General features: G+C 31.2%; 20 protein-coding genes and 1 pseudogene. 18 read left to right on the top strand and 3 right to left on the bottom strand.

Annotated elements, in window-relative coordinates; all coding sequences use genetic code 11:
• The first annotated feature begins 1 nt into the window (after position 1).
• From FUT79_RS07200 to FUT79_RS07165, 8 genes are all read left to right on the top strand, one after another.
• Positions 2–1,714 carry an ABC transporter ATP-binding protein gene (locus FUT79_RS07200; protein ID WP_148889443.1) on the top strand — a complete coding sequence of 571 codons (1,713 nt, stop codon included), beginning with the start codon at positions 2–4 and terminating at the stop codon, positions 1,712–1,714.
• Positions 1,704–3,434 (top strand): ABC transporter ATP-binding protein, encoded by a 1,731-nt coding sequence (locus FUT79_RS07195; protein ID WP_187426859.1) that lies wholly within the window; start codon positions 1,704–1,706, stop codon positions 3,432–3,434. The genes FUT79_RS07200 and FUT79_RS07195 overlap by 11 nt, the downstream gene beginning before the upstream one ends.
• The gene (locus FUT79_RS07190) at positions 3,424–4,455 is read left to right on the top strand and encodes a FecCD family ABC transporter permease (protein ID WP_148878969.1); all 1,032 of its coding nucleotides are present in this window, start codon (positions 3,424–3,426) and stop codon (positions 4,453–4,455) included. Before FUT79_RS07195 ends, FUT79_RS07190 begins: the two co-directional genes overlap by 11 nt.
• The gene (locus tag FUT79_RS07185) at positions 4,455–5,234 is read left to right on the top strand and encodes an ABC transporter ATP-binding protein (protein WP_148889439.1); all 780 of its coding nucleotides are present in this window, start codon (positions 4,455–4,457) and stop codon (positions 5,232–5,234) included. The genes FUT79_RS07190 and FUT79_RS07185 overlap by 1 nt, the downstream gene beginning before the upstream one ends.
• 42 nt (positions 5,235–5,276) lie before the next feature.
• Positions 5,277–6,293: an IS5 family transposase gene (locus FUT79_RS07180; protein WP_024751992.1), complete on the top strand. Its 1,017-nt coding sequence runs from the start codon at positions 5,277–5,279 to the stop codon at positions 6,291–6,293.
• Positions 6,294–6,453: 160 nt separating this feature from the next.
• Entirely contained in the window at positions 6,454–7,518 is a 1,065-nt protein-coding gene (locus tag FUT79_RS07175; protein WP_187426421.1) for an ABC transporter substrate-binding protein, read from the top strand.
• 15 nt (positions 7,519–7,533) lie between these two features.
• Entirely contained in the window at positions 7,534–8,802 is a 1,269-nt protein-coding gene (locus FUT79_RS07170) for an MFS transporter (protein WP_044634810.1), read from the top strand.
• A gap of 386 nt (positions 8,803–9,188) precedes the next feature.
• Positions 9,189–9,479: a DUF3847 domain-containing protein gene (locus tag FUT79_RS07165; RefSeq protein ID WP_148878972.1), complete on the top strand. Its 291-nt coding sequence runs from the start codon at positions 9,189–9,191 to the stop codon at positions 9,477–9,479.
• A 405-nt stretch (positions 9,480–9,884) separates the two neighbouring features.
• Here FUT79_RS07165 and FUT79_RS07160 read toward each other — a convergent pair.
• Together FUT79_RS07160 and FUT79_RS07155 are read right to left on the bottom strand one after the other, a co-directional pair.
• A pseudogene (locus tag FUT79_RS07160) lies at positions 9,885–10,820 on the bottom strand (IS3 family transposase); the annotation flags it as partial.
• Positions 10,799–11,080: a transposase gene (locus tag FUT79_RS07155; RefSeq protein ID WP_044634501.1), complete on the bottom strand. Its 282-nt coding sequence runs from the start codon at positions 11,078–11,080 to the stop codon at positions 10,799–10,801. The pseudogene FUT79_RS07160 and the gene FUT79_RS07155, both read right to left, overlap by 22 nt.
• A 421-nt stretch (positions 11,081–11,501) precedes the next feature.
• On the opposite strand from FUT79_RS07155, the gene FUT79_RS07150 reads away from it, so the two are divergent.
• The 10 genes from FUT79_RS07150 to mobQ all read left to right on the top strand — a co-directional run bounded on the left by FUT79_RS07150 (position 11,502) and on the right by mobQ (position 17,654).
• Entirely contained in the window at positions 11,502–12,296 is a 795-nt protein-coding gene (locus FUT79_RS07150; protein ID WP_024753566.1) for a class I SAM-dependent methyltransferase, read from the top strand.
• A gap of 9 nt (positions 12,297–12,305) precedes the next feature.
• Positions 12,306–12,962 (top strand): methyltransferase domain-containing protein, encoded by a 657-nt coding sequence (locus FUT79_RS07145; RefSeq protein WP_024753565.1) that lies wholly within the window; start codon positions 12,306–12,308, stop codon positions 12,960–12,962.
• A gap of 17 nt (positions 12,963–12,979) precedes the next feature.
• Positions 12,980–13,294, top strand: coding sequence for a pyrophosphohydrolase domain-containing protein (locus FUT79_RS07140; protein WP_024753564.1), 315 nt, complete (start codon positions 12,980–12,982; stop codon positions 13,292–13,294).
• Between the two features lie 3 nt (positions 13,295–13,297).
• Entirely contained in the window at positions 13,298–13,564 is a 267-nt protein-coding gene (locus FUT79_RS15310; RefSeq protein WP_215905277.1) for an SLOG cluster 4 domain-containing protein, read from the top strand.
• Positions 13,521–13,826 (top strand): SLOG cluster 4 domain-containing protein, encoded by a 306-nt coding sequence (locus tag FUT79_RS15305; RefSeq protein ID WP_215905276.1) that lies wholly within the window; start codon positions 13,521–13,523, stop codon positions 13,824–13,826. Before FUT79_RS15310 ends, FUT79_RS15305 begins: the two co-directional genes overlap by 44 nt.
• Positions 13,823–14,740 carry a DUF1848 domain-containing protein gene (locus tag FUT79_RS07130; protein ID WP_024753563.1) on the top strand — a complete coding sequence of 306 codons (918 nt, stop codon included), beginning with the start codon at positions 13,823–13,825 and terminating at the stop codon, positions 14,738–14,740. Before FUT79_RS15305 ends, FUT79_RS07130 begins: the two co-directional genes overlap by 4 nt.
• Positions 14,741–14,743: 3 nt before the next feature.
• On the top strand, positions 14,744–15,964 hold the full coding sequence (locus tag FUT79_RS07125; protein WP_024753562.1) for an MFS transporter: 1,221 nt from the start codon (positions 14,744–14,746) through the stop codon (positions 15,962–15,964).
• A 71-nt stretch (positions 15,965–16,035) separates the two neighbouring features.
• Positions 16,036–16,446, top strand: coding sequence for a DUF3847 domain-containing protein (locus FUT79_RS07120; RefSeq protein WP_024753561.1), 411 nt, complete (start codon positions 16,036–16,038; stop codon positions 16,444–16,446).
• 26 nt (positions 16,447–16,472) lie between these two features.
• Positions 16,473–16,742, top strand: a complete 270-nt coding sequence (locus tag FUT79_RS07115) for a DUF3847 domain-containing protein (protein ID WP_425329146.1) — start codon at positions 16,473–16,475, stop codon at positions 16,740–16,742.
• 354 nt (positions 16,743–17,096) lie between these two features.
• Positions 17,097–17,654 (top strand): MobQ family relaxase, encoded by a 558-nt coding sequence (gene mobQ / locus FUT79_RS07110; protein WP_202951664.1) that lies wholly within the window; start codon positions 17,097–17,099, stop codon positions 17,652–17,654.
• A gap of 6 nt (positions 17,655–17,660) precedes the next feature.
• On the opposite strand, the gene FUT79_RS07105 is transcribed toward mobQ, so the two are convergent.
• Positions 17,661–18,842 carry an IS630 family transposase gene (locus FUT79_RS07105; RefSeq protein ID WP_024751818.1) on the bottom strand — a complete coding sequence of 394 codons (1,182 nt, stop codon included), beginning with the start codon at positions 18,840–18,842 and terminating at the stop codon, positions 17,661–17,663.
• Positions 18,843–18,943: the final 101 nt, after the last annotated feature.

Genomic DNA, 18,943 nt, shown 5'->3' with positions numbered 1-18,943 from the left:
TATGAAGCTTTTTAAAAAAAGTAGCAGAAATATATCAATGATTTTATATTTATTGTTTTTGATTTTGGACTGTATTTCAAACATAGCTGTTATTAATATCTCATACGATCTAGTTTGGACTAATAATTCTGCCAATACTAAGATGTTAATGTATATTTTGATAGTAAAAGCATTTTTATATGTAATCTTATTCTATCTTAAGAGAAAAAATGAAAATTTGCATGGAAAATTCAAAAATAAAATTAGAAGAGAATTTATTGAGGCTATTTTTCTTACTAAGAACATTGATGATTCAAAGCATACTGGAGAACTAACCACTGATTTATGGATAGGAATAGAATGGATGGGGGTTTATTATTTTGAAGCCTTGCCAGATCTAATATTTAAGCTCACTCTTTTAATATGTGGGACTTTGTATATGCTCTATGTAAATTACAAACTTGCTTTTTTATTTGTTGCCACGCTAGCAATTATCTTTTTACTTGAGAAGATATTTGATCCATTAATTTCCAAAAGCAGCCAAAGTGAAGGGCAAATCAATGAAGAATATTCTATGATGTCGATGGATGCATTGAATGGATCGGAAACCTTAAAGTCTTTAAATGGTGTGGATTTTTACAAATCTAAACTTAAAAACAAATCTAAATTGCTTAAACAAGCATCTATGGGCTTTGTTTATCTAACGACATTATCACAATTATTTAAGGATGTAGTTCTAAATATAATAAAATTATTATCATTAATAATTTTATTTAGATATATGATAATTAAGAAATTAGATATGAATATAGTTATTACAAATGCATTCATATTGTTTATCATTTACAATTCAATAAGCACACTTCATGGGTCATTTTTAAAAATGGCAAAGGCAAAGGTATATAAGGAAAAAATTTCGACTTATATTAAGTGTTCTGAAAATTATAGAAGTTTAGATAAATCAGATAAAATTATTTCTGATTCAGATTATATTGTTTTTACCGAGGATTTATCTTACAAATATCCTCAAAGCAAAGGTAGAGTTCTTAAAAATATTAATCTAAGAATAAAAGAGGGGCATAAGTTAGCTCTAATTGGGAGCAGTGGATCTGGTAAAAGCACAATAATAAAATGCCTTAGTGGATTTTTAAATAACTTTCAAGGTGAAGCTTTTGTATTTGGATTGAATATAGCTGAGACAGAGAATTTAAAGAAAATAAAAAGCAAAATGTGTATTATTTTGCAAAAAAATCATATATTTAGCAACTCAGTATTTGAGAATATAAGAATATCCAAGAAAAACACTACTGAGGATGAAGTTATAGATGCTTTGAAAAAGGCTAACATTTACGATTTTATATCCTCATTAAGCGATGGGATTTATACAAAAATTGGAGAAGGGGGCTTTGAACTATCAGGTGGACAGAAAAGCAGAATTGCAATAGCAAGAGCTTTTTTAAGAAATGCCTCTATAATTTTGCTAGATGAACCTACAAGCTCACTTGATAGAGAAAATGAGTTTAGAATAATCTCTAATTTAAAAGAACTGTTCAAGGGAAGAACTGTAATTCAAACAGCACATAGGTTAGAAACCATAAAAGACTTTGATGAAATATCTTATATGGAATGCGGACAAATTATCCATTCGGGTAATCATGAAGAGCTAATAAGTATTTCAAGTGAATATAGAGAATATTTTAATAGATTAGGAGATGATATGGCTTATGAAGAATAGATTTGACAAAGCTATGTTTTTTATAAACAAATGCAAATTTTTAAAGCTTAAAATCTTCTTATCATCTATTATAAAGGCACTTGTTTATATTTTACAGACGGTAAATTTAATCTTATTAATTTTTTTAATGTATGATTTTTATGAAAGTAATATCCTTGATAAAAAGGCCATAATTTATTTAGCAGGTCTTTTTATTTTATATTTAGGACTAAGGTTTATAGATGTATATTATTCTCATTATATTTCTTATGATGTTATAGAAAAACTTAGAGGAGATGTTTTTTCTCATTACTATAAAATTTCTCCAGGAGCAGTAGAAAATATTAAAGTCGGTGACTTTGTACAGATGATAATAAATGATATTAATGTATTTGAATGGTTTATAGCTCACATACTTACTGAGTGGATAGCCTTTTTGCTGATATCAATTGTTGTTATTACCCTTATAAGCTTAAAATCCATAGCAAGCGGAATTATTATATTCTTGTTTTTACTTTTTGCAATTAAGCTGTTTATAGGCAGTCTGGATGAAAAAGAAAAGCAGGGGATAGAAATTAAAAATATGGGTGGAGACCTTATTGCTAATGCGACTGACGGTATATTGGGCTTTAAAGAATTATTATTTTTCGATAGGGAAACAGATTTTTTTGATAAAATTGAAAAAAAGTCTAAAGAATATAATAAGGTTTCAGGGAAGTATTCAAACAAAGAATTAAAAGACAATTTAGTCTTAGATTTGCTGGGATTGGCTTTGTTTTTAATTATATTGATTATTTTTCCTGCTGCGACCTTTGAAAAAATAGTTTATTTAGCCTTAGTAGTGGCATATTATTATTTTCTTAGAACTTGCATGCATCAAACTGGAAATTTTGGTTTTATTTTTGGGGCATTGAATAGATTGAAAAATTTATATGATATAAAACCTCTAATAAAGGAGTATGGATCTAATGAAATAGATAGGAGTAAAATTGATCAAGGGATTGAGTTTTTAAATTGCTATTTCAATTATGAGAAAAATCCTGATAAAGCAATATTAAAAGATTTTAGCTTTAAGGCTAATAGGGGTGAAAAGACAGTTATTGTGTCTGCATCTGGCGGTGGCAAAAGCACCATTTTTAAACTCATAAATAGGTATTATGAATTAAATGGTGGACATATAAAAATATTTGGTAGGGATATAAAGTCTTATACAGAGAACACGCTGAGAAAAAACATAACAACCTTTAGTCAAAACATATTTTTCTTTAATGATAGCCTGTTAAATAATTTTAAATATGCAAAGGAAGATGTGAGCATTGATGAGATTGAAGCCTTAGCTAAAAAATTAAACTCATATGAGATGATTATGGCTAAAGAAAAAGGCTTAGATAATTTAGTCAAGGAGGCAGGTCAAAATTACTCGGGAGGCGAGTTACAAAGATTAGCTATAATTAGAGGTCTTATAAAAGATTCGCCAGTTTTATTAATGGACGAGGTTTCATCTGCACTTGATGAGAAAAATGAAGAGTTTTTAAATGAGCTTTTAGATGAAATAAAAAAAGATAAAGTAATTATTATATCTGCCCATAAATTATCAACAATACAAAACGCAGATAGGATAATATTTATAAAAGATGGAAGGGTTGAAGGCACTGGCAAGTATGATGAGCTGATTGTTAACAATAAATCTTTTAATGAATTATTAATGGGCAGTGAATGGAGAAGAGAAAATGAAAATTAATGTAAAAAGAAATTATGAAATTATGCTAGTTTTAGGCATTGTAATTATATTGACCAGTTTTTTATTCTCTGGATTTATGGGATCAGCAGATATAAGCGTGAAGTCAGTTCTTGATGTCATTAAATATAAGGTTTTTGGAATCGGAGATATTAGTGAAGTTGAATCTCATATTCCCATAATATGGAATTTAAGAATACCCAGGGGATTATTAGCGATATTTATTGGAGGGGGACTCGCCATATCGGGAGTGGTAATGCAGTCAATAACACAAAACATTTTGGCTGAACCCTACATGGTAGGCGTATCAAGTGGAGCATTAGCCTTTGTAACATTTGGTTATTTTATAGGTTTGCCCTTTATAAATTCTTGGCTGGGTAGGGCTGGAATGGCTTTTTTAGGCTCAATATTGGCTCTTACTCTTGTGTACAAGCTTTCACATGCTGGCAGAAAAGTTGCGAGTAGCAGGTTAATTTTAACAGGAATGGCAGTCTCAACAATGCTAGCTGCCCTATCAAACTTTTTTATAATAGCAACCCCTAATACGAATATAATAAAGGGAATCCTTTCATGGACAATGGGTTCTGTTGGAAGTGCAAGATGGGATAATATTTTCTTTCCCTCAATTGTAATTATAGTTTGCACCATATATATTCTCTTTCAAGCGAAAAAATATGACGTAATATCTTTGGGTGACGAGACGGCATTAAGTTTAGGTGTAAATGTTCAATCTTTAAAAAAACAATCAATTATTATAGTTTCTATAATGTCTGGCGTTGCAGTAGCTTCTTGTGGGTTAATAGGTTTTGTCGGGTTTATTGTGCCTCATATCCTAAGAAAAATCATAAGTCCCAAACACCTATATTTATTACCACTTTCATTTATTTATGGCGGAGGATTTTTATGTCTTTCTGATATATTAGCAAGAACAATTTTATCCCCTCAAGAACTGCCTATTGGAATAATTACAGCATTTTTTGGAGCTCCAGTTTTTCTTTATTTATTGATAAAGGAGGAACTATAATGGATAACATTATGATTAATATAGAAAACCTTTCTTATGATATAAAGGAAAAAAAGATTTTGGAAAACATTTCATTTAATGCTTGTAAAAATAAGTTTATAGGAATAATAGGAGCTAATGGTTCTGGCAAAACTACAATGCTTAAACATTTGTATAACGCGATTGTACCCCATAAAAAAACAGTTTATATAAAGGGCATCCCATTAGAAGATTATAGCCAAAATGATATTGCAAAAAATTTAAGTGTTATGAAGCAAGAGAATAATAGTGATTTTGATTATAGGGTTATAGATATCGTTTTAATGGGAAGACTACCTTATAAGAAATCGCTTGAAGATTATTCTAGGGAAGATCATGAAAAAGCTATGAGAAACTTGAATAAGTTAGGCATGAGAGACTTTGCACAAAGAAAATATAATAGCTTATCAGGAGGTGAAAAACAAAGAGTGCTAATTGCAAGGGCTCTAACACAAGATACAGAAATTATGATTTTGGATGAACCAACGAATCATTTAGACATTTATTATCAAATGTTTTTGATGCAAATATTAAAACAAATCTCAATGACAGTAATATCTGTTTTTCATGATTTGAATTTTGCATCAAAATTTTGTGATGAGATATATGTATTAAAGTCTGGAAAGGTATTGGTCAATGGAAGGCCAGAAGAGGTTATAAACCCTCATGTTATAAAAGAAGCTTTTAATATGGACTCTAAAATCATAAATGATGGTAAGGAAAGAATTGTTGTCTATAATAATATTTTAGGGCACCTCTAAAAACCCCCTTTAAAAAAGATTAAAAAGATGATAAAATGAGGTATGAAACAAAAAGGATTATTTGATGAAGAAGATCGTTTAAGAGTATTAAGTAAGCTAGGAGATAGTCTTGAAAAATTAAACGAAAAAATAAATTGGGAAATATTCAAGCCCCTATTAAAAAAAGCATTAACTAAAGAGCCAAAAGGTTTAGGCGGAAGACCTGCATACGATTATGTAATGATGTTTAAAATAATAATTTTACAAAAATTATACAACATAAGTGATGACCAAACGGAATATCAAATAAACGATCGGCTATCCTTTATGAGATTTTTAGGATTGGAATTAAAAGATAAAGTACCCGATGCAAAAACAATATGGCTTTTTAAAGAAAAACTCATTGAAGCGAGAGTATCAAAAAAATTATTTGAAAAGTTTGGAAAAGAATTAGCTAAAAATAACTTAATAGGAAAAGAGGGAACGATAATAGATGCGACAATAGTAGAAGCACCGATACAGCATAACAGCAAAGATGAAAATGAACAAATCAAAAACGGAAAAATTCCTGAACAATGGCAAGAAAAACAAAATAAGGCAAAATTATCGCAAAAAGACTGTGATGCGAGGTGGACAAAGAAGCATAAACGTAATTATTACGGTTATAAAGATCATATAAAAATAGATAAAAAAAGTAAGCTTATATTGAAAGCAACGGTAACAGCAGCCAATGTTCATGATAGTAGAGAGTTAAAAAATTTAGTTGAAAGGAAAGATGAAAGATTATACGCAGATAGTGCCTATATAGGAGAAGAAATAGAGGGGATTTTAAAAGCGAAAGGGATAGAAGGACAAATTTGTGAAAGAGGAGCAAGAGGGAAACCTCTTACTAAAAAACAAAAAATCGGTAACAGAAAAAAATCAAAAATACGGGCAAGAGTTGAACATGTATTTGGCTTTATGACAAACTCAATGAAAGGTATCTATGTAAGAACGATAGGACTAGCTCGTGCAACATTTTCGATAATAATGATGAACTTAACATACAACTTATGCCGATATTGCTATCTAAAGAAGTAAAATGAGAGAGCATATAGGTAATAAAATGGAAAAGTAAGAGAACTAAGATAAAGAATCCAAGTTTTACACTAGACAATTTATAAAAAAGCTACTAAAATAATAAATAGGTACACTAAAAAATAGGTTTTTAGAGGTGCCCTTTAGAATAGGAGATTAAAATATGAACTCAAAGAAAATTTTAAGCTTAGCATTAGCATTATTGCTAGTAGTAGGTTTTGCAGGATGTGCAAAAAAAGACAATGTAGAAAGTGATACAAAAAAAGAAGTAGTTGAAAACAAAGTTGAAGAAAAAGTAGAAAGTAAAGCTGAAGAAAAAACAGATGAAGCAAAAAAAGACCATTATCCAGTTGAGATTGACAACTTTGATCATAAGACAGTGTATGAAAAAGCACCAGAAAGAATAATTGCTATGGATTACAACGCAGCTTCAACTTTAGTAGCCTTAGGACAAAAAGATAAAATTATTGCTTCAAGAGAAGCGGGGTTATTATCAATTGATGATGTAGCAGAAAAATACAGGGAAGATGTAAAAAATATTCCAATACCTGAGGGATATTTAAAGAGTCCATTTCCAAGTCTTGAAGTAAACTTATCTCTTAAGCCAGATTTTATTTTAATGGATAGTTTTTACTTCAATGTTCCTGATATTTTTGGTGAATATAAGGATTATACAGAAAATGGAATAAATATATTGGTTACTGAAGGCTCTTTAGATAAACAACCTGAAATTAATGATATGTATGTTGATATCATGAATCTTGGCAAAATATTCAATGTTGAAGATAAGGCAAAGGAACTTTGTGATGAAATTGAAGCTAGATTTAAAGAAATAAAGAACAAGGTTGACACATCAAAGAAGTATAAAGTTATGGGATTTGATAATGGAGATGATAATAAGCCAATGGTAGCAGCAGGAAAGAGTTTGGAAAATTTATTGATTGCTGAAGCAGGCGGAGAAAATATTTTTAGTGATATTGACAAGCAATTTGCGACTGTTGGATGGGAAGATGTTATTGCTAAGAATCCTGATTATATAATCTTGCACGAAACTCCAGGAGACAAGGGAGCAGAGAATTTAATAAGCATATTAAAAAACAATAAAGAACTTGCAAATGTCAATGCAATAAAAAATGAAAAGTTTATTGTAGTTCCATTAAGATATATGTTCTCAGGAATATACACAGTAGATGCTTTTGAAATGATAGTTGAGGGATTAGGAAAATAGAAAGGGGTTTAAATATTGAAGAAACCTATTAAAAGTTTATTAAAAAATAAAAGCTATCTTAGCTATTTTTTTGCGACAGCATTTTCTATGGGTTCTAGCAATATTCTTCAATTTACCCTAGCCTTATATATTTTGGAAAAAACAGGATCGCCACTTGTATATGCTTCAATTCTATCCATTATAGTTATTCCAAGAATTTTACTCACTCCTGTGGGTGGAGTTGTAGGTGATAGACTAAAACGAATTAGCATTATGAAAACTTTAAATATGGTTCAAATTTTAGTCATGAGCATATACGCGGTTTACTCAGGTATGTATGGCGATATTTCACTTATCTCAGTATATATTCTTGTTATAATTTTAGAGATGGTTGAGGTATTTTATAATTCAGCCGAAAGCTCTATACTATCCGAGATTATAGATAAGGGATTGATGGAAGAAGCTGTTACTTTATCAAGAGTCGATGATGGCATTGTATATATTACAACACCAATGCTGGCAGCATTTATATATAAAAGCTTTGGGATTTTTGGCTCCTTTGTTTTGATAAACACTTTATTAGTCTTATCCCTAATATTAAACTTCTTCATTGAAACACCCTATGCTGATGAATTAAAGGAGAAAAACTCAAAGGGTATCAAATCTTTCTTTACTGAATTCATTGAAGGTATTAATGAATTAAGAAAGGATAGGTTCTCAAAAATTTTTGTAATCGTAGCTCCCTTAATTAACTTTTCATTTTCAGCTATATTTAGTGTTGTTATAACTTATGTATTTTTGGAAGTATTTAAAACCAGTGAGTATATCTATGGTATATATAGGATGGCAACTGCGGGTATAAGTATCCTATTGCCATTTTTGATACTTCCAATTATCAAAAAGATTAAACCCGAAAAATTATTAAAGTACAGTGCAATATCTATATCTGGATTTCTATTCTTAATTGGCTTGTGTGTTTATTATGGAATGGGAGCCGGAAAAGACAATATTGTTTTAGTAGTAGGTCTAATAACGTTTTTAGATTGCTTGGTAATTAGTTCAGTTATGCCATTAAATATAGCTACACAAGTATTTTTTCAAAAAAATATTAAAAATGAATTTAGAAGTAGAATTATGTCAGTTTTTAGCATGCTTGCATTATCATCAATACCATTAGGAAATATGTTTTATGGATTTTTGGCAAATATTATGCCAGCATATATGTGTATATTTATTGCAAGCTTAGCTGTACTGATCACCTACCCACTTATTTTATATATATCAAAAGATAAAAGCGTCAGCTAATTAAAAAAATATAAATAGATAATTTAAAGGCATTAAAATATATCTCATTTTCTTTAGAGAACATTGCAATGCCTTTAGCTTTTAAATATTATTAATGTTAGATTTATAGTTCTTTTAGTTTATGTGTGTTAAATAATGTTATAGAAGTGCAAATTAACTTCACATCTCTACTTCCTTCCAATAATAATTTTCATAATTATTTCTATGGGCAGATGTGGGAATATAAAAAAATTTGTTGACAAATATCAACCTACTCCAGATTGGATTACATGGAAAGATATATAGAAAACATAAAATTAAAACGGAATATAGCAAATTATAATATTTATAACAAAGACGATTAGAAAAGTTCTAGTCGTTTTTTTATTACAAGAAAGGAGTTTTATATGAAAAAATTAGAACAAATAAGACAAGAGTCAAAAGAAATAAAAGATAAAATTGACGATACAGAAGAAAGATTAAGGCAACTAAAAAATCAAGAAAAGAAGATATTAAAACAAGACATAATAAAAAGAAGAAAAGAAAGAACTCATAGGCTAATAACAAGAGGAGCAATATTAGAAAGCCTTATAGAAAATGCAGAAGAACTGACAGATGAAGAAATAAAAATCCTATTAGAAGAAGCAACGAAAACAAAAGAATTCAAAGAAACACTAAAAATAATCAGAGGAAATTAAGAAAAATAAAGGGGTTTGTAAATAATCAAATCTCCCTTAGATTTTCTAAGGGCGCAATTATACACCCTAAAGGGTGCTTGCGTCCTGCGGAGCCAAACCCTTGCAGGGAGCAACAATCATTCGCTTTTTAAAAGTCAAGGGTAAATAAACTCGCTAACGCTCGCCCTTGACTTTTAAAATTTGAAATGAACAAAACAATTAAGCCGACATACTGAAACAACAAAATTAATTCAGTAGTCGGCTTTTTTTAATTCTATCATTTCAAAACGCTCATTCACAAAGTGGATATAAAAAATCTATTAAGCCTCCACCTAAAACAACAAAAAAAGAAAGGAAGTGATAAAAATGGCAGACAGTTTGGAAATGTCAATATCAGTTCAGTATTTTTATCCCCTAAATGTATGTTCAAGCCGCTCCATTCTTTTTCTTTGTGACTTTCAGCCGATACAATGTCGGCGGTAAGCCATCCTCATTAACCGTACTGATTCTTTTCCGGTTGTAATAGACCATGGTGTATTGCCATACAAGCGGTTTCACTTGTTCCCGTGTCATCTTCGTTGTATCTATTCTATATAAAAGCTCTTTCTTTAATGTTGCAAAAAAACTTTCCATGCGCACATTGTCATAACATTTTCCAACATCACTCATGCTTTGGATAGCTTTGAATTTTCCAAGCGTTTGTTTATACGCTATGCTTGTAAATTGGCTTCCGGCATCACTGTGAACTATGACTCCGGCTCCAGGCTGCCTCATTTCAAACGCTTCGGTTAGTGCTCGTATGCACAACTCTTTTTTCATATTACTATCCATCGCAAGCGAGACAATCTCTCCGCCGCAGGCATCGAACATCGGACAGATGTATAATTTTCCGTCAGCGCAGGGAACTTCTGTTATGTCCGTGAAGTAGAGTGTATCCGGTTCTGATGCATAAAAGTTTCGCTTTACTAAATTTTCAGGTCGTTGCGCTTTTTTATCCGCTTTGGTAAGTCCGTCAGGACTTCTGCGGCTTTCATGCAGGAGATTTCCCTTTTTCATGGCATTTCGTACCGTCGCATACGACTTGGGATTGCCTCGCTGTTTAAGAGCGCTCACCATTCGCACAACGCCATAATTATCATTGTAATAATCTTCCTCGATAATCTTATGTATTTCGGCCGGAAGAAGCTGCCAGCGTTTCGGTTTATTACGATTTTGTTTCCATTTGTAATAGCCTCTTTCGCTGACGCCTAACGCTTTGCATATCGACAAAACCGGATGGCTTTTTTTGCCGTCGGCATTTTCACACGTGTAAAAAATATATGCAAAGATAGTGCTTTTTTTCACTTCTTCCAGCCCTTCACGAAAAAAGCGAGTGCGCCTTGCAAGATTTCGTTGGCTTCTTTGAGCTCTTTGATTTCGCGCTGGAGCTGTCTCTCTCGCTCATCCAAAACGATAGCTTTTGCCGTTGCAGCTCCGTCGCTTGCTTTATAGCGATTTTTCGTTTTTCGCCAATCGGTCAGCGTCCCGTATGAAATACCGAGATTCTTCACCGCTTCTTTTGTGCCGATTTCATCTGACAGTTGTAATGCCTGCTGTTTAAATTCTTGACTATAACGTCGCATAGTATCCTCCTACTATTCCCTATTATATACCTTAGGGGCTTTTTTGACTGTACGTTTATTATATCCTTCCAGAAAGTTACACCCTTAAATAACCATAATAACAAGACTTCCGAAAATCGGAAATCAAGAATTTCGATTATCGAAAATCTGGAAAATATCAAGGTGGATAGGATATAAAATTGAATAAACATAAAATTTATGATAAAATTACACTGATAATAGTTATCAATAGGAGATGAAAATGTTAAAAAAATTTTTTGAATTGGACGGTAACGAAACTTATTCATGTGATGCTTGTGACGAATAATTATCATAGTATTTTTGATGTATCTAAAGTTAAATAAGAATTGGAAAGTTGTGTGATGAAATATGATATAGATGTAACGTGGGTTGAAAATGAAATAATAAGGAGGTTTTTTGAATGGATTATGTCGATAGAGTTAAAGATACTTTTTCTGGAGTTGTAGCAGAGGGATGGGAAACAAAATCTAATTACATTCTTGACATAAAAGGATCGGATAATCTTATGATGGAACTTATATCCAATGAGATAGATAGTCAGTTATCTGATGATATAGAGCTTTTAGAAATTGGATGTGGGACAGCAAAGCTTATTAAAAAATTATATGAGCATTACAAAACTGATATTAACATCACTGGTATAGAAATGAGCAAAGATATGATAAGTAAAGCTTATAATCTTTTGGAGTATCCCAATATTGAAATACTGGAAAAGAATTTTGAGGAGTACTTTTGTGATAAGAAGTTTGATGTAATTATCCTAAAGCAGGTATTCCATCACATGAGAGATAAAAGAAATAATCTGAAACACATGAAAGAGTTACTAAAATCTGATGGGAAAATAATCATGATGTTTCCTAATGAGAAGTATCAATCTACTATACTACCATTTAAAGAGGAGAATGACTTATTAGGAAGAATAAATAGAGTTAGTATGGAGAAATGTGTTAGTAATTTAGACATGGAAATTTTAGACATTATAGATACTCATTGTGTTGTGAAATATAAGAACCTAAAGGATTATTTTAGTTTCTTGTATTCAATTGGGTCAATACAAAAAATATTTGCCTATGAAAGTGAAAAGTATAGTGTTATAGGTGATTTTATTGAATTGTTTGGTATGACACTGAGCCAAACTAACGAAATTCAGGTAGATTTTGATTATAGTTACTATATTTTAGGGAAAAAAGGTTAGGAGGACATTATGAATAATTATTATGAAAATATAGTTGGTGCTTTTGATGATTGGGCTAATACGTATGAGCAAGAAGCGGAAGAAAAATTAAAACTTAGAGGATATTCTTATGATGAACTTGGTAAATATATAGCTGATAAATTTATGCCAATAAATAGTGAGTCTATAAAAGTTTTGGAGTTGGGAACAGGAACAGGACTTCTTGGACTTAATGTAGTAAAAAATAGTAAGTGCAAGTTGATGTTGACAGGTATAGATATATCCCAAAATATGTTGGAACATGCAAAGAAAAAGGGAATCTATGGTTCTTTGGAGTGCATAAATTCTGAACTGATTGGTAGTATAGGTGAATTTGATTATATTTACTCAGCGTTTATGCTTCATAGCGTTTTAGACCAAGAGAATCTGTTGAAATCACTGTATCAAATTGTTTGTAAAAATTCTAGGGTTATAATTATTGATTTGGTTCCTGATTTAGCATTATTAGGAAACGCATATGACTTTGAATCTCATAGCAGGAAGTATGAACATGGAGCTCCCTCTAATTATCATGATAATAAGTCAATGATTAAACTTTTAAACGAAAGTGATTTTGATATTATTGAGATAAAAAGATTTGGTATCAATAAGGATTTTAATCATATTGCATACGTTTTGCAAAAATAGTTTTATAGGAGAAAAGTATGATAGAGTTATTAGATAAAGTAAAACAATTGCATAAACAAAATGATTTTAAGGCAAATGGCGGAGAAGATAAACTTTTTAGAATGGCTTTGATTATGGAAGAAGTAGGAGAGATTTCTGAGGCTATAACAAAAGATCAAGATAATTTTGAAGAGGAACATGCAGATTTGTTGATTTTGTTGCTTGGAAATTGTGTTGCATATGATATAGACATATTAAAGCTTACTAATGAAAAGTTAGATAGACTTTTAAAAATGAAGCCTTCGAAAAAAAATGGATATAAGAGAATTATAACAAAAGAAAATAAGAGGTAGATTATGAATGTTATGATTGTGGGAGCATGGGACGAAAATAATATAGAAATTCTAGATTTAGCAAAAAGAATTGGTGAGAAAGTAGCGGAGAAAGGCTGGACATTAGTGTCAGGTGGCGGGAGTGGAATTCCATTTGCTGCCAATGAGGGTTCAGAGAATTTTAATGGAGATTCTATTGCATTTCTTTATAGAGATAAAGCTACAGAAAAAAAGGAACTAAGTACAAATGCTAAATACAATGTATATACAGATATGGGGGGGGGATGGTAGGAGTGTTTTAGCGATTAAATCGTCTGATTCATTGATTGTTGTTGGTGGCTGCAATGGAACTTTGAAGGAAATAACGCTTGCATATTTGAATAATATACCTATATTCATAATAGAAGATAGTAGTGAAATGATAAAAAGATTTAAAGAGTTTTTGATTGATGGTAAATATATTGATTATAGGAAGAATGTTGAAATTAAATTCACTTCAGATATTGAATATATTTTTAAAAGTATAGAATGTAGTCAGGAGTCTTCGATATGATATTATCTGTTTCAAGGCGAACAGATATACCTGCTTTTTATTCTGAGTGGTTTGTGAAAAGATTAAAAGAGGGATTTGTATACTCAAGAAATCCAGTTAATCATAAGATGGTAAGTAAAATCATTTTAAGTCCAGATTTGGTGGAAGCTATAGTTTTTTGGACTAAAAACGCAATCCCATTAGTTCAATATTTAGATGAAATTGAAAAAATAGGATACGACAAATATTGTTTTTTGTATACCATAACTAACTATTCGAACGACATTGAGAGATATCTGTTTAATAAGAAAGAAATTGTAGATAATTTTATATTATTAAGTAAAAGGATTGGAAAGGAAAAAATGATTTGGAGATACGATCCAATTTTACTTAATGATAGATACGACTTGAATTTTCATAAAGAATCATTTAAAGAATTATGCGAACAAATTGGAGAGTATTGCGACCATGTGGTGATAAGTTTTATTGATATTTATACAAGGAATAAAGATTATTTCAAAGAGGTAAGTGAGGAGAGGAAACTTGATATACTGAAAAATTTTCTTGACATAGCTAAACCAAAAGGTATCCCGATACACTCATGTTGTGAACAACAAACAGAAGCCCAATATTTGAGAAAAACAGCATGTATAAGTTGCGAGCTAATAAAAAGTGTTACGGGGCTTGACGCACACTACCAAAAAGATAAAGGACAGAGAAAGGAGTGTCTATGTTTGGAAAGTGTTGATATAGGAGCATATAATACTTGTGGCAATGGTTGCACTTATTGTTATGCAGATAGAGGGGTGAATGTTATGAGTAAGTACGATTTAAATAGTCCGATTTTGTGCGATAAAATATATAATGATGATGTTATAAAAGAAAGGGTTAATAGAAAAATTATAAATGGTCAATTAACTCTTGAAGGATTTTAAAAAATGAAAAATAAGATTAACTATCAAATAAATAGGGATGCTGTAAAGTTCATTTTGAGCCAAGGCATTTCAGTGTTAGGTTCTTCAGTCGTAAATTTTAGTATAATATGGTACTTGGTATTAAAAACTTCATCGTCATATATTCTGACAATAACTATACTTTGCACATATATTCCGCAAGCTTTGATAGCATTGGGGCTGAGTCATATAGGGGATAGATATAATAAAAAGGTTTTAATAATTATCGGTGATATTATTACCGCTTTTGTGACGTTATTATTGTATATAATGATTAGCAAAGGATATGATTCGCTCAAATATATTTATATCACATGTGTTTTACGTTCTTTTGGAGCGGGCATACAGTTACCGATGGTTAATTCGTTTTTACCAAACATCTGTGATAATAGTGAGTTAAAAAAAGTGAATAGCTTAAATTCAACAGTGAATTCTTTGATACAGTTAGTTTCTCCAGGGATAGGAGGAGTTATATTAGCTACATTTGGATTTAAGGGCAGTCTGCTCATTGATGTTTTGACTGCTATTATATCTATTTTAATTTTAAGTAAGATAAAGTATAAAATATTACAAGAAAATAATACTGGAGATAAAATATTTAACGCAAGAGATATTTATGATGTTTGGAAGCATATTAAGAAAAGTACAATATTAAATCGACTTATAGTGTTTTGTGTTTTATTCAATTTTTTCGTGTCAATACCTGCATTTTTTACACCAATTTTGGTTAGCCAAGTATATGTTGGCTCTATAATGAAATTAACTTTAAATGAGACAATGTGGTCGGTAGGTACTCTTGTTGGAGGGGTGCTGCTTTTTTTTGCAAAAAACAATACCATAAAGAAATATGCTGTTACTATAAAAGAAGCTGTAATTGTGTTTGGACTCTCAATATTTCTTTTGGGTGTGGTGTCTAATTTTATACTATATTTAATAATTCTGTTTGTTTCGGGGGTTGCGATGACACTATATTCTACTCTTAATAATATTATAATTCAAAGCATAACTTCTGAAAGATATATTGGGAGGGTATTTTCCGTAATTCAAACAATAATTAGTGTTGCGACACCATTTGGCATAATAATACTGGGAATGCTATCGGAGTATATGGGAATAAGATTTGTTATGTCATTATCTGGGATTTTTATAATAATAGGCGTGTTATTTAGTAAAATTGGGAAGAAACAAGAAAATATATATTATTGAAAGAAATGCTAAGTATTTAGATGAGTGCTTAGTATTTTTTGTTTGAAAAAATATATAAGGAGGAAATTGTGATGAAAGAATTAGAAAAAATAATGCAAGAAATTGAGAAAGAAGCATGCAAAATTGAAAAGGCACAAAACAGAAAAAAGCTACTTAATCAAAAGAAAAATCAATTAAAAAGAAAAGCTGAGACACAAAGAAAAATTCAAAAGGGCGGAGTGTTTGAAGCCTTTGAAAGAGAAATTACAGGTAGGCAAGAAGACACAAATAATGATTTAGTTTATGCCTTTTTAGACTATGTACTATCAGATAACAGGAACAGAGAAAAGTTAAAGGAATTTACGGAAATTCATATTAAAGATAAAGAAATTGATGTAGAAGAAACTAAAAATCCTGATGATGAAAATGACAAGTTAGACAATCAGAAAGTAGAAAACTCAGATGAAGATATGGAAGATGATTTTTTAGAAAGTGAAGATTAAAAATAAAGATTAGATAGGTGGCTTTTATGAAAAAATTAGAACAACTAAGACAAGAGTCAAAAGAAATAAAAGATAAAATAGACGATACAGAAGAAAGATTAAGGCAACTAAAAAATCAAGAAAAAAAGATATTAAAACAAGACATAGTAAAAAGAAGAAAAGAAAGAACTCATAGGCTCATAACAAGAGGAGCAATCTTAGAAAGCCTTATAGAAAATGCGGAAGAACTAACAGATGAAGAAATAAAAATCCTACTAGAAGAAGCAAAAAGACAAAAGAATTTAAAGAAACACTAAGAATAATAAGAGAAAATTAGGAAAAATAAAATACTTAAATCGCCCTTAGATTTTCTAAGGGCGCAATTATACACCCTAAAGGGTGCTTGCGTACTGCGGAGCCAAACCCTTGCAGGGAGCAACAATCATTCGCTTTTTAAAAGTCAAGGGTAAATAAACTCGCTAACGCTCGCCCTTGACTTTTAAAATTTGAAATGAACAAAACAATTAAGCCGACATACTAAAACAACAAAATTAATTCAGTAGTCGGCTTTTTTTAATTCTATCATTTCAAAACGCTCATTCACAAAGTGGATATAAAAATCTGTTAAGCCTCCACCTAAAACAACAAAAAAAGAAAGGAAGTGATAAAAAATGGCAGACAGTTTTCATTTTTCAGTAAACATAATATCAAGAGGAAAAGGCAAAAGTGCAGTAGCAAGTGCAGCATATATAAGTGGAGAAAAAATAAAAAATGAATGGGACGGAGTAACCCATGATTATACAAGAAAAGAAAAAGTATTAGTAAAAAATATAATATTGCCTGATCATATACCAAAAGAATTTAAGGATAGATCTATATTATGGAATAAAGTAGAAATGGCAGAAAAAAATTCTAATGCACAACTAGCAAGACAATTCATAATAGGACTACCAAAAGAATTATCTTTAAGTGAAAATAAAAACCTAGTCGAAAGATTTATAAAAGAAAATCTAACATCACAAGGAATGATAGTAGATTATGCAATTCATGATGAGAGTCAAGATAAAAATGGAAATATTCATTGTCATATAATGACCATAATGCGACCCATAAACGAAAAAGGAGAGTTCTTAGCTAAGTCAAAAAAAGAATATATCCTAGATGAAAAAGGAGAAAAGATTTTAAACAAAAATGGAAAACCAAAGACAAGAAAAGTAGAACTAGTATAACGTTTTCTAATTAAGTTCATATTTGAGAGCGTCGGTTATAACCGCTTCAGAAACATCGAGATCATCAAGATTGTATTTCCAATGGAATACGACCGGCTCTTCATTAATCTCGTCAAAGTATTTATACAGTCGATTAACTAACTCTGTTTTTGATTTTACTCTCATGCCCCGCAACAGTTGTCTTGTTAGTTTGCTGAAAAATCCTTCAATCATATTTAACCACGAACCATGTTTTGGCGTAAACACAAACTCAAATCTTCCCGGTACCGTTGAAAGATATCGAATGGTTTCTTTGGAGGTATGTACTTTTAAGTTATCCAAAATGATTCTAATTTTATCTTCTTGCGGGTATCGTTCATCAAGTATTTTAAGAAATTGCACATAATCTTTACTGGTGTGACTGTCGCTTACAAGAGGAATGGCATCCCCCGTCTGTAAATCAATGCCTGCTAAAAGTGAGAGCGTGCCAAGCCGTTTGTATTCATAATCACGGCGAATGCATTGATGGGTTTCATCAGCAGGTAAATCATCGCTTGTCGTCGCGATAGCTTGTATGCCGGGCTTCTCATCATACGAAACAACATGGATATTCTTCCCTTCTTCTGTCTGTAATGGCTTATTTTCCTCAAAATAAAGTTCAAGTTGCTTATAAACGAGCAAAACATTGTGCATTTTTCTATCAAAGTCAGGGTCTCTGTTTTCACAGTAATATTCTATTTTGTAAGGTTTAATGTCTGCTTCAGTTAGTATTTTAAATACCGTTGTTTTATGGATAGTAGCGAGCCGTAGGTATCCTGCACTTTCAGCGGTGGTGTTAATATGCTTTGTTAACAGTGCGTAAGTCCATGTTTCTGCAGCATACCCAAAAGTAGTCGGTTTTTGACAAGCGAGATTTATAATCCACGATTTCTCTTCATCGGTAATTTCCGGATTGTTTCCGCGTCCGGGTGCATCGGTGAGAGCATGCTCTACGCCGCCCTGCTTATATTTCTTAAGGCAGAGCGCAACGCTTCTATACGTATAGCCTACCTTGTCGGCTGTTTCCTTAATGGACAGCCCCTTGCTTTTAAGCAAAAGTATTCGTGCACGCGTAAGCGTTTGTGCTTGGATTGTTCGTAAACGAACAAGTGATTCAAGGTACGTGAGCTCTTCAGGATTTAGTTCAAGTTTACTCGGCGGTTTGGGCATGCAATACTCCTTAGTGATAAAAAGCTGTTGAGATAGTATCACAAACCAAAGAAAAATACAATATACTTTTCAGAAAAACGCTATACTAGGTTTAAGTTTAT

The organism is Treponema phagedenis (genome assembly GCF_008153345.1).
Taxonomy (GTDB): domain Bacteria; phylum Spirochaetota; class Spirochaetia; order Treponematales; family Treponemataceae; genus Treponema; species Treponema phagedenis.
Note: the sequence above shows the minus strand (reverse complement) of the source record. Positions and strands in the feature narration are given on the sequence as shown.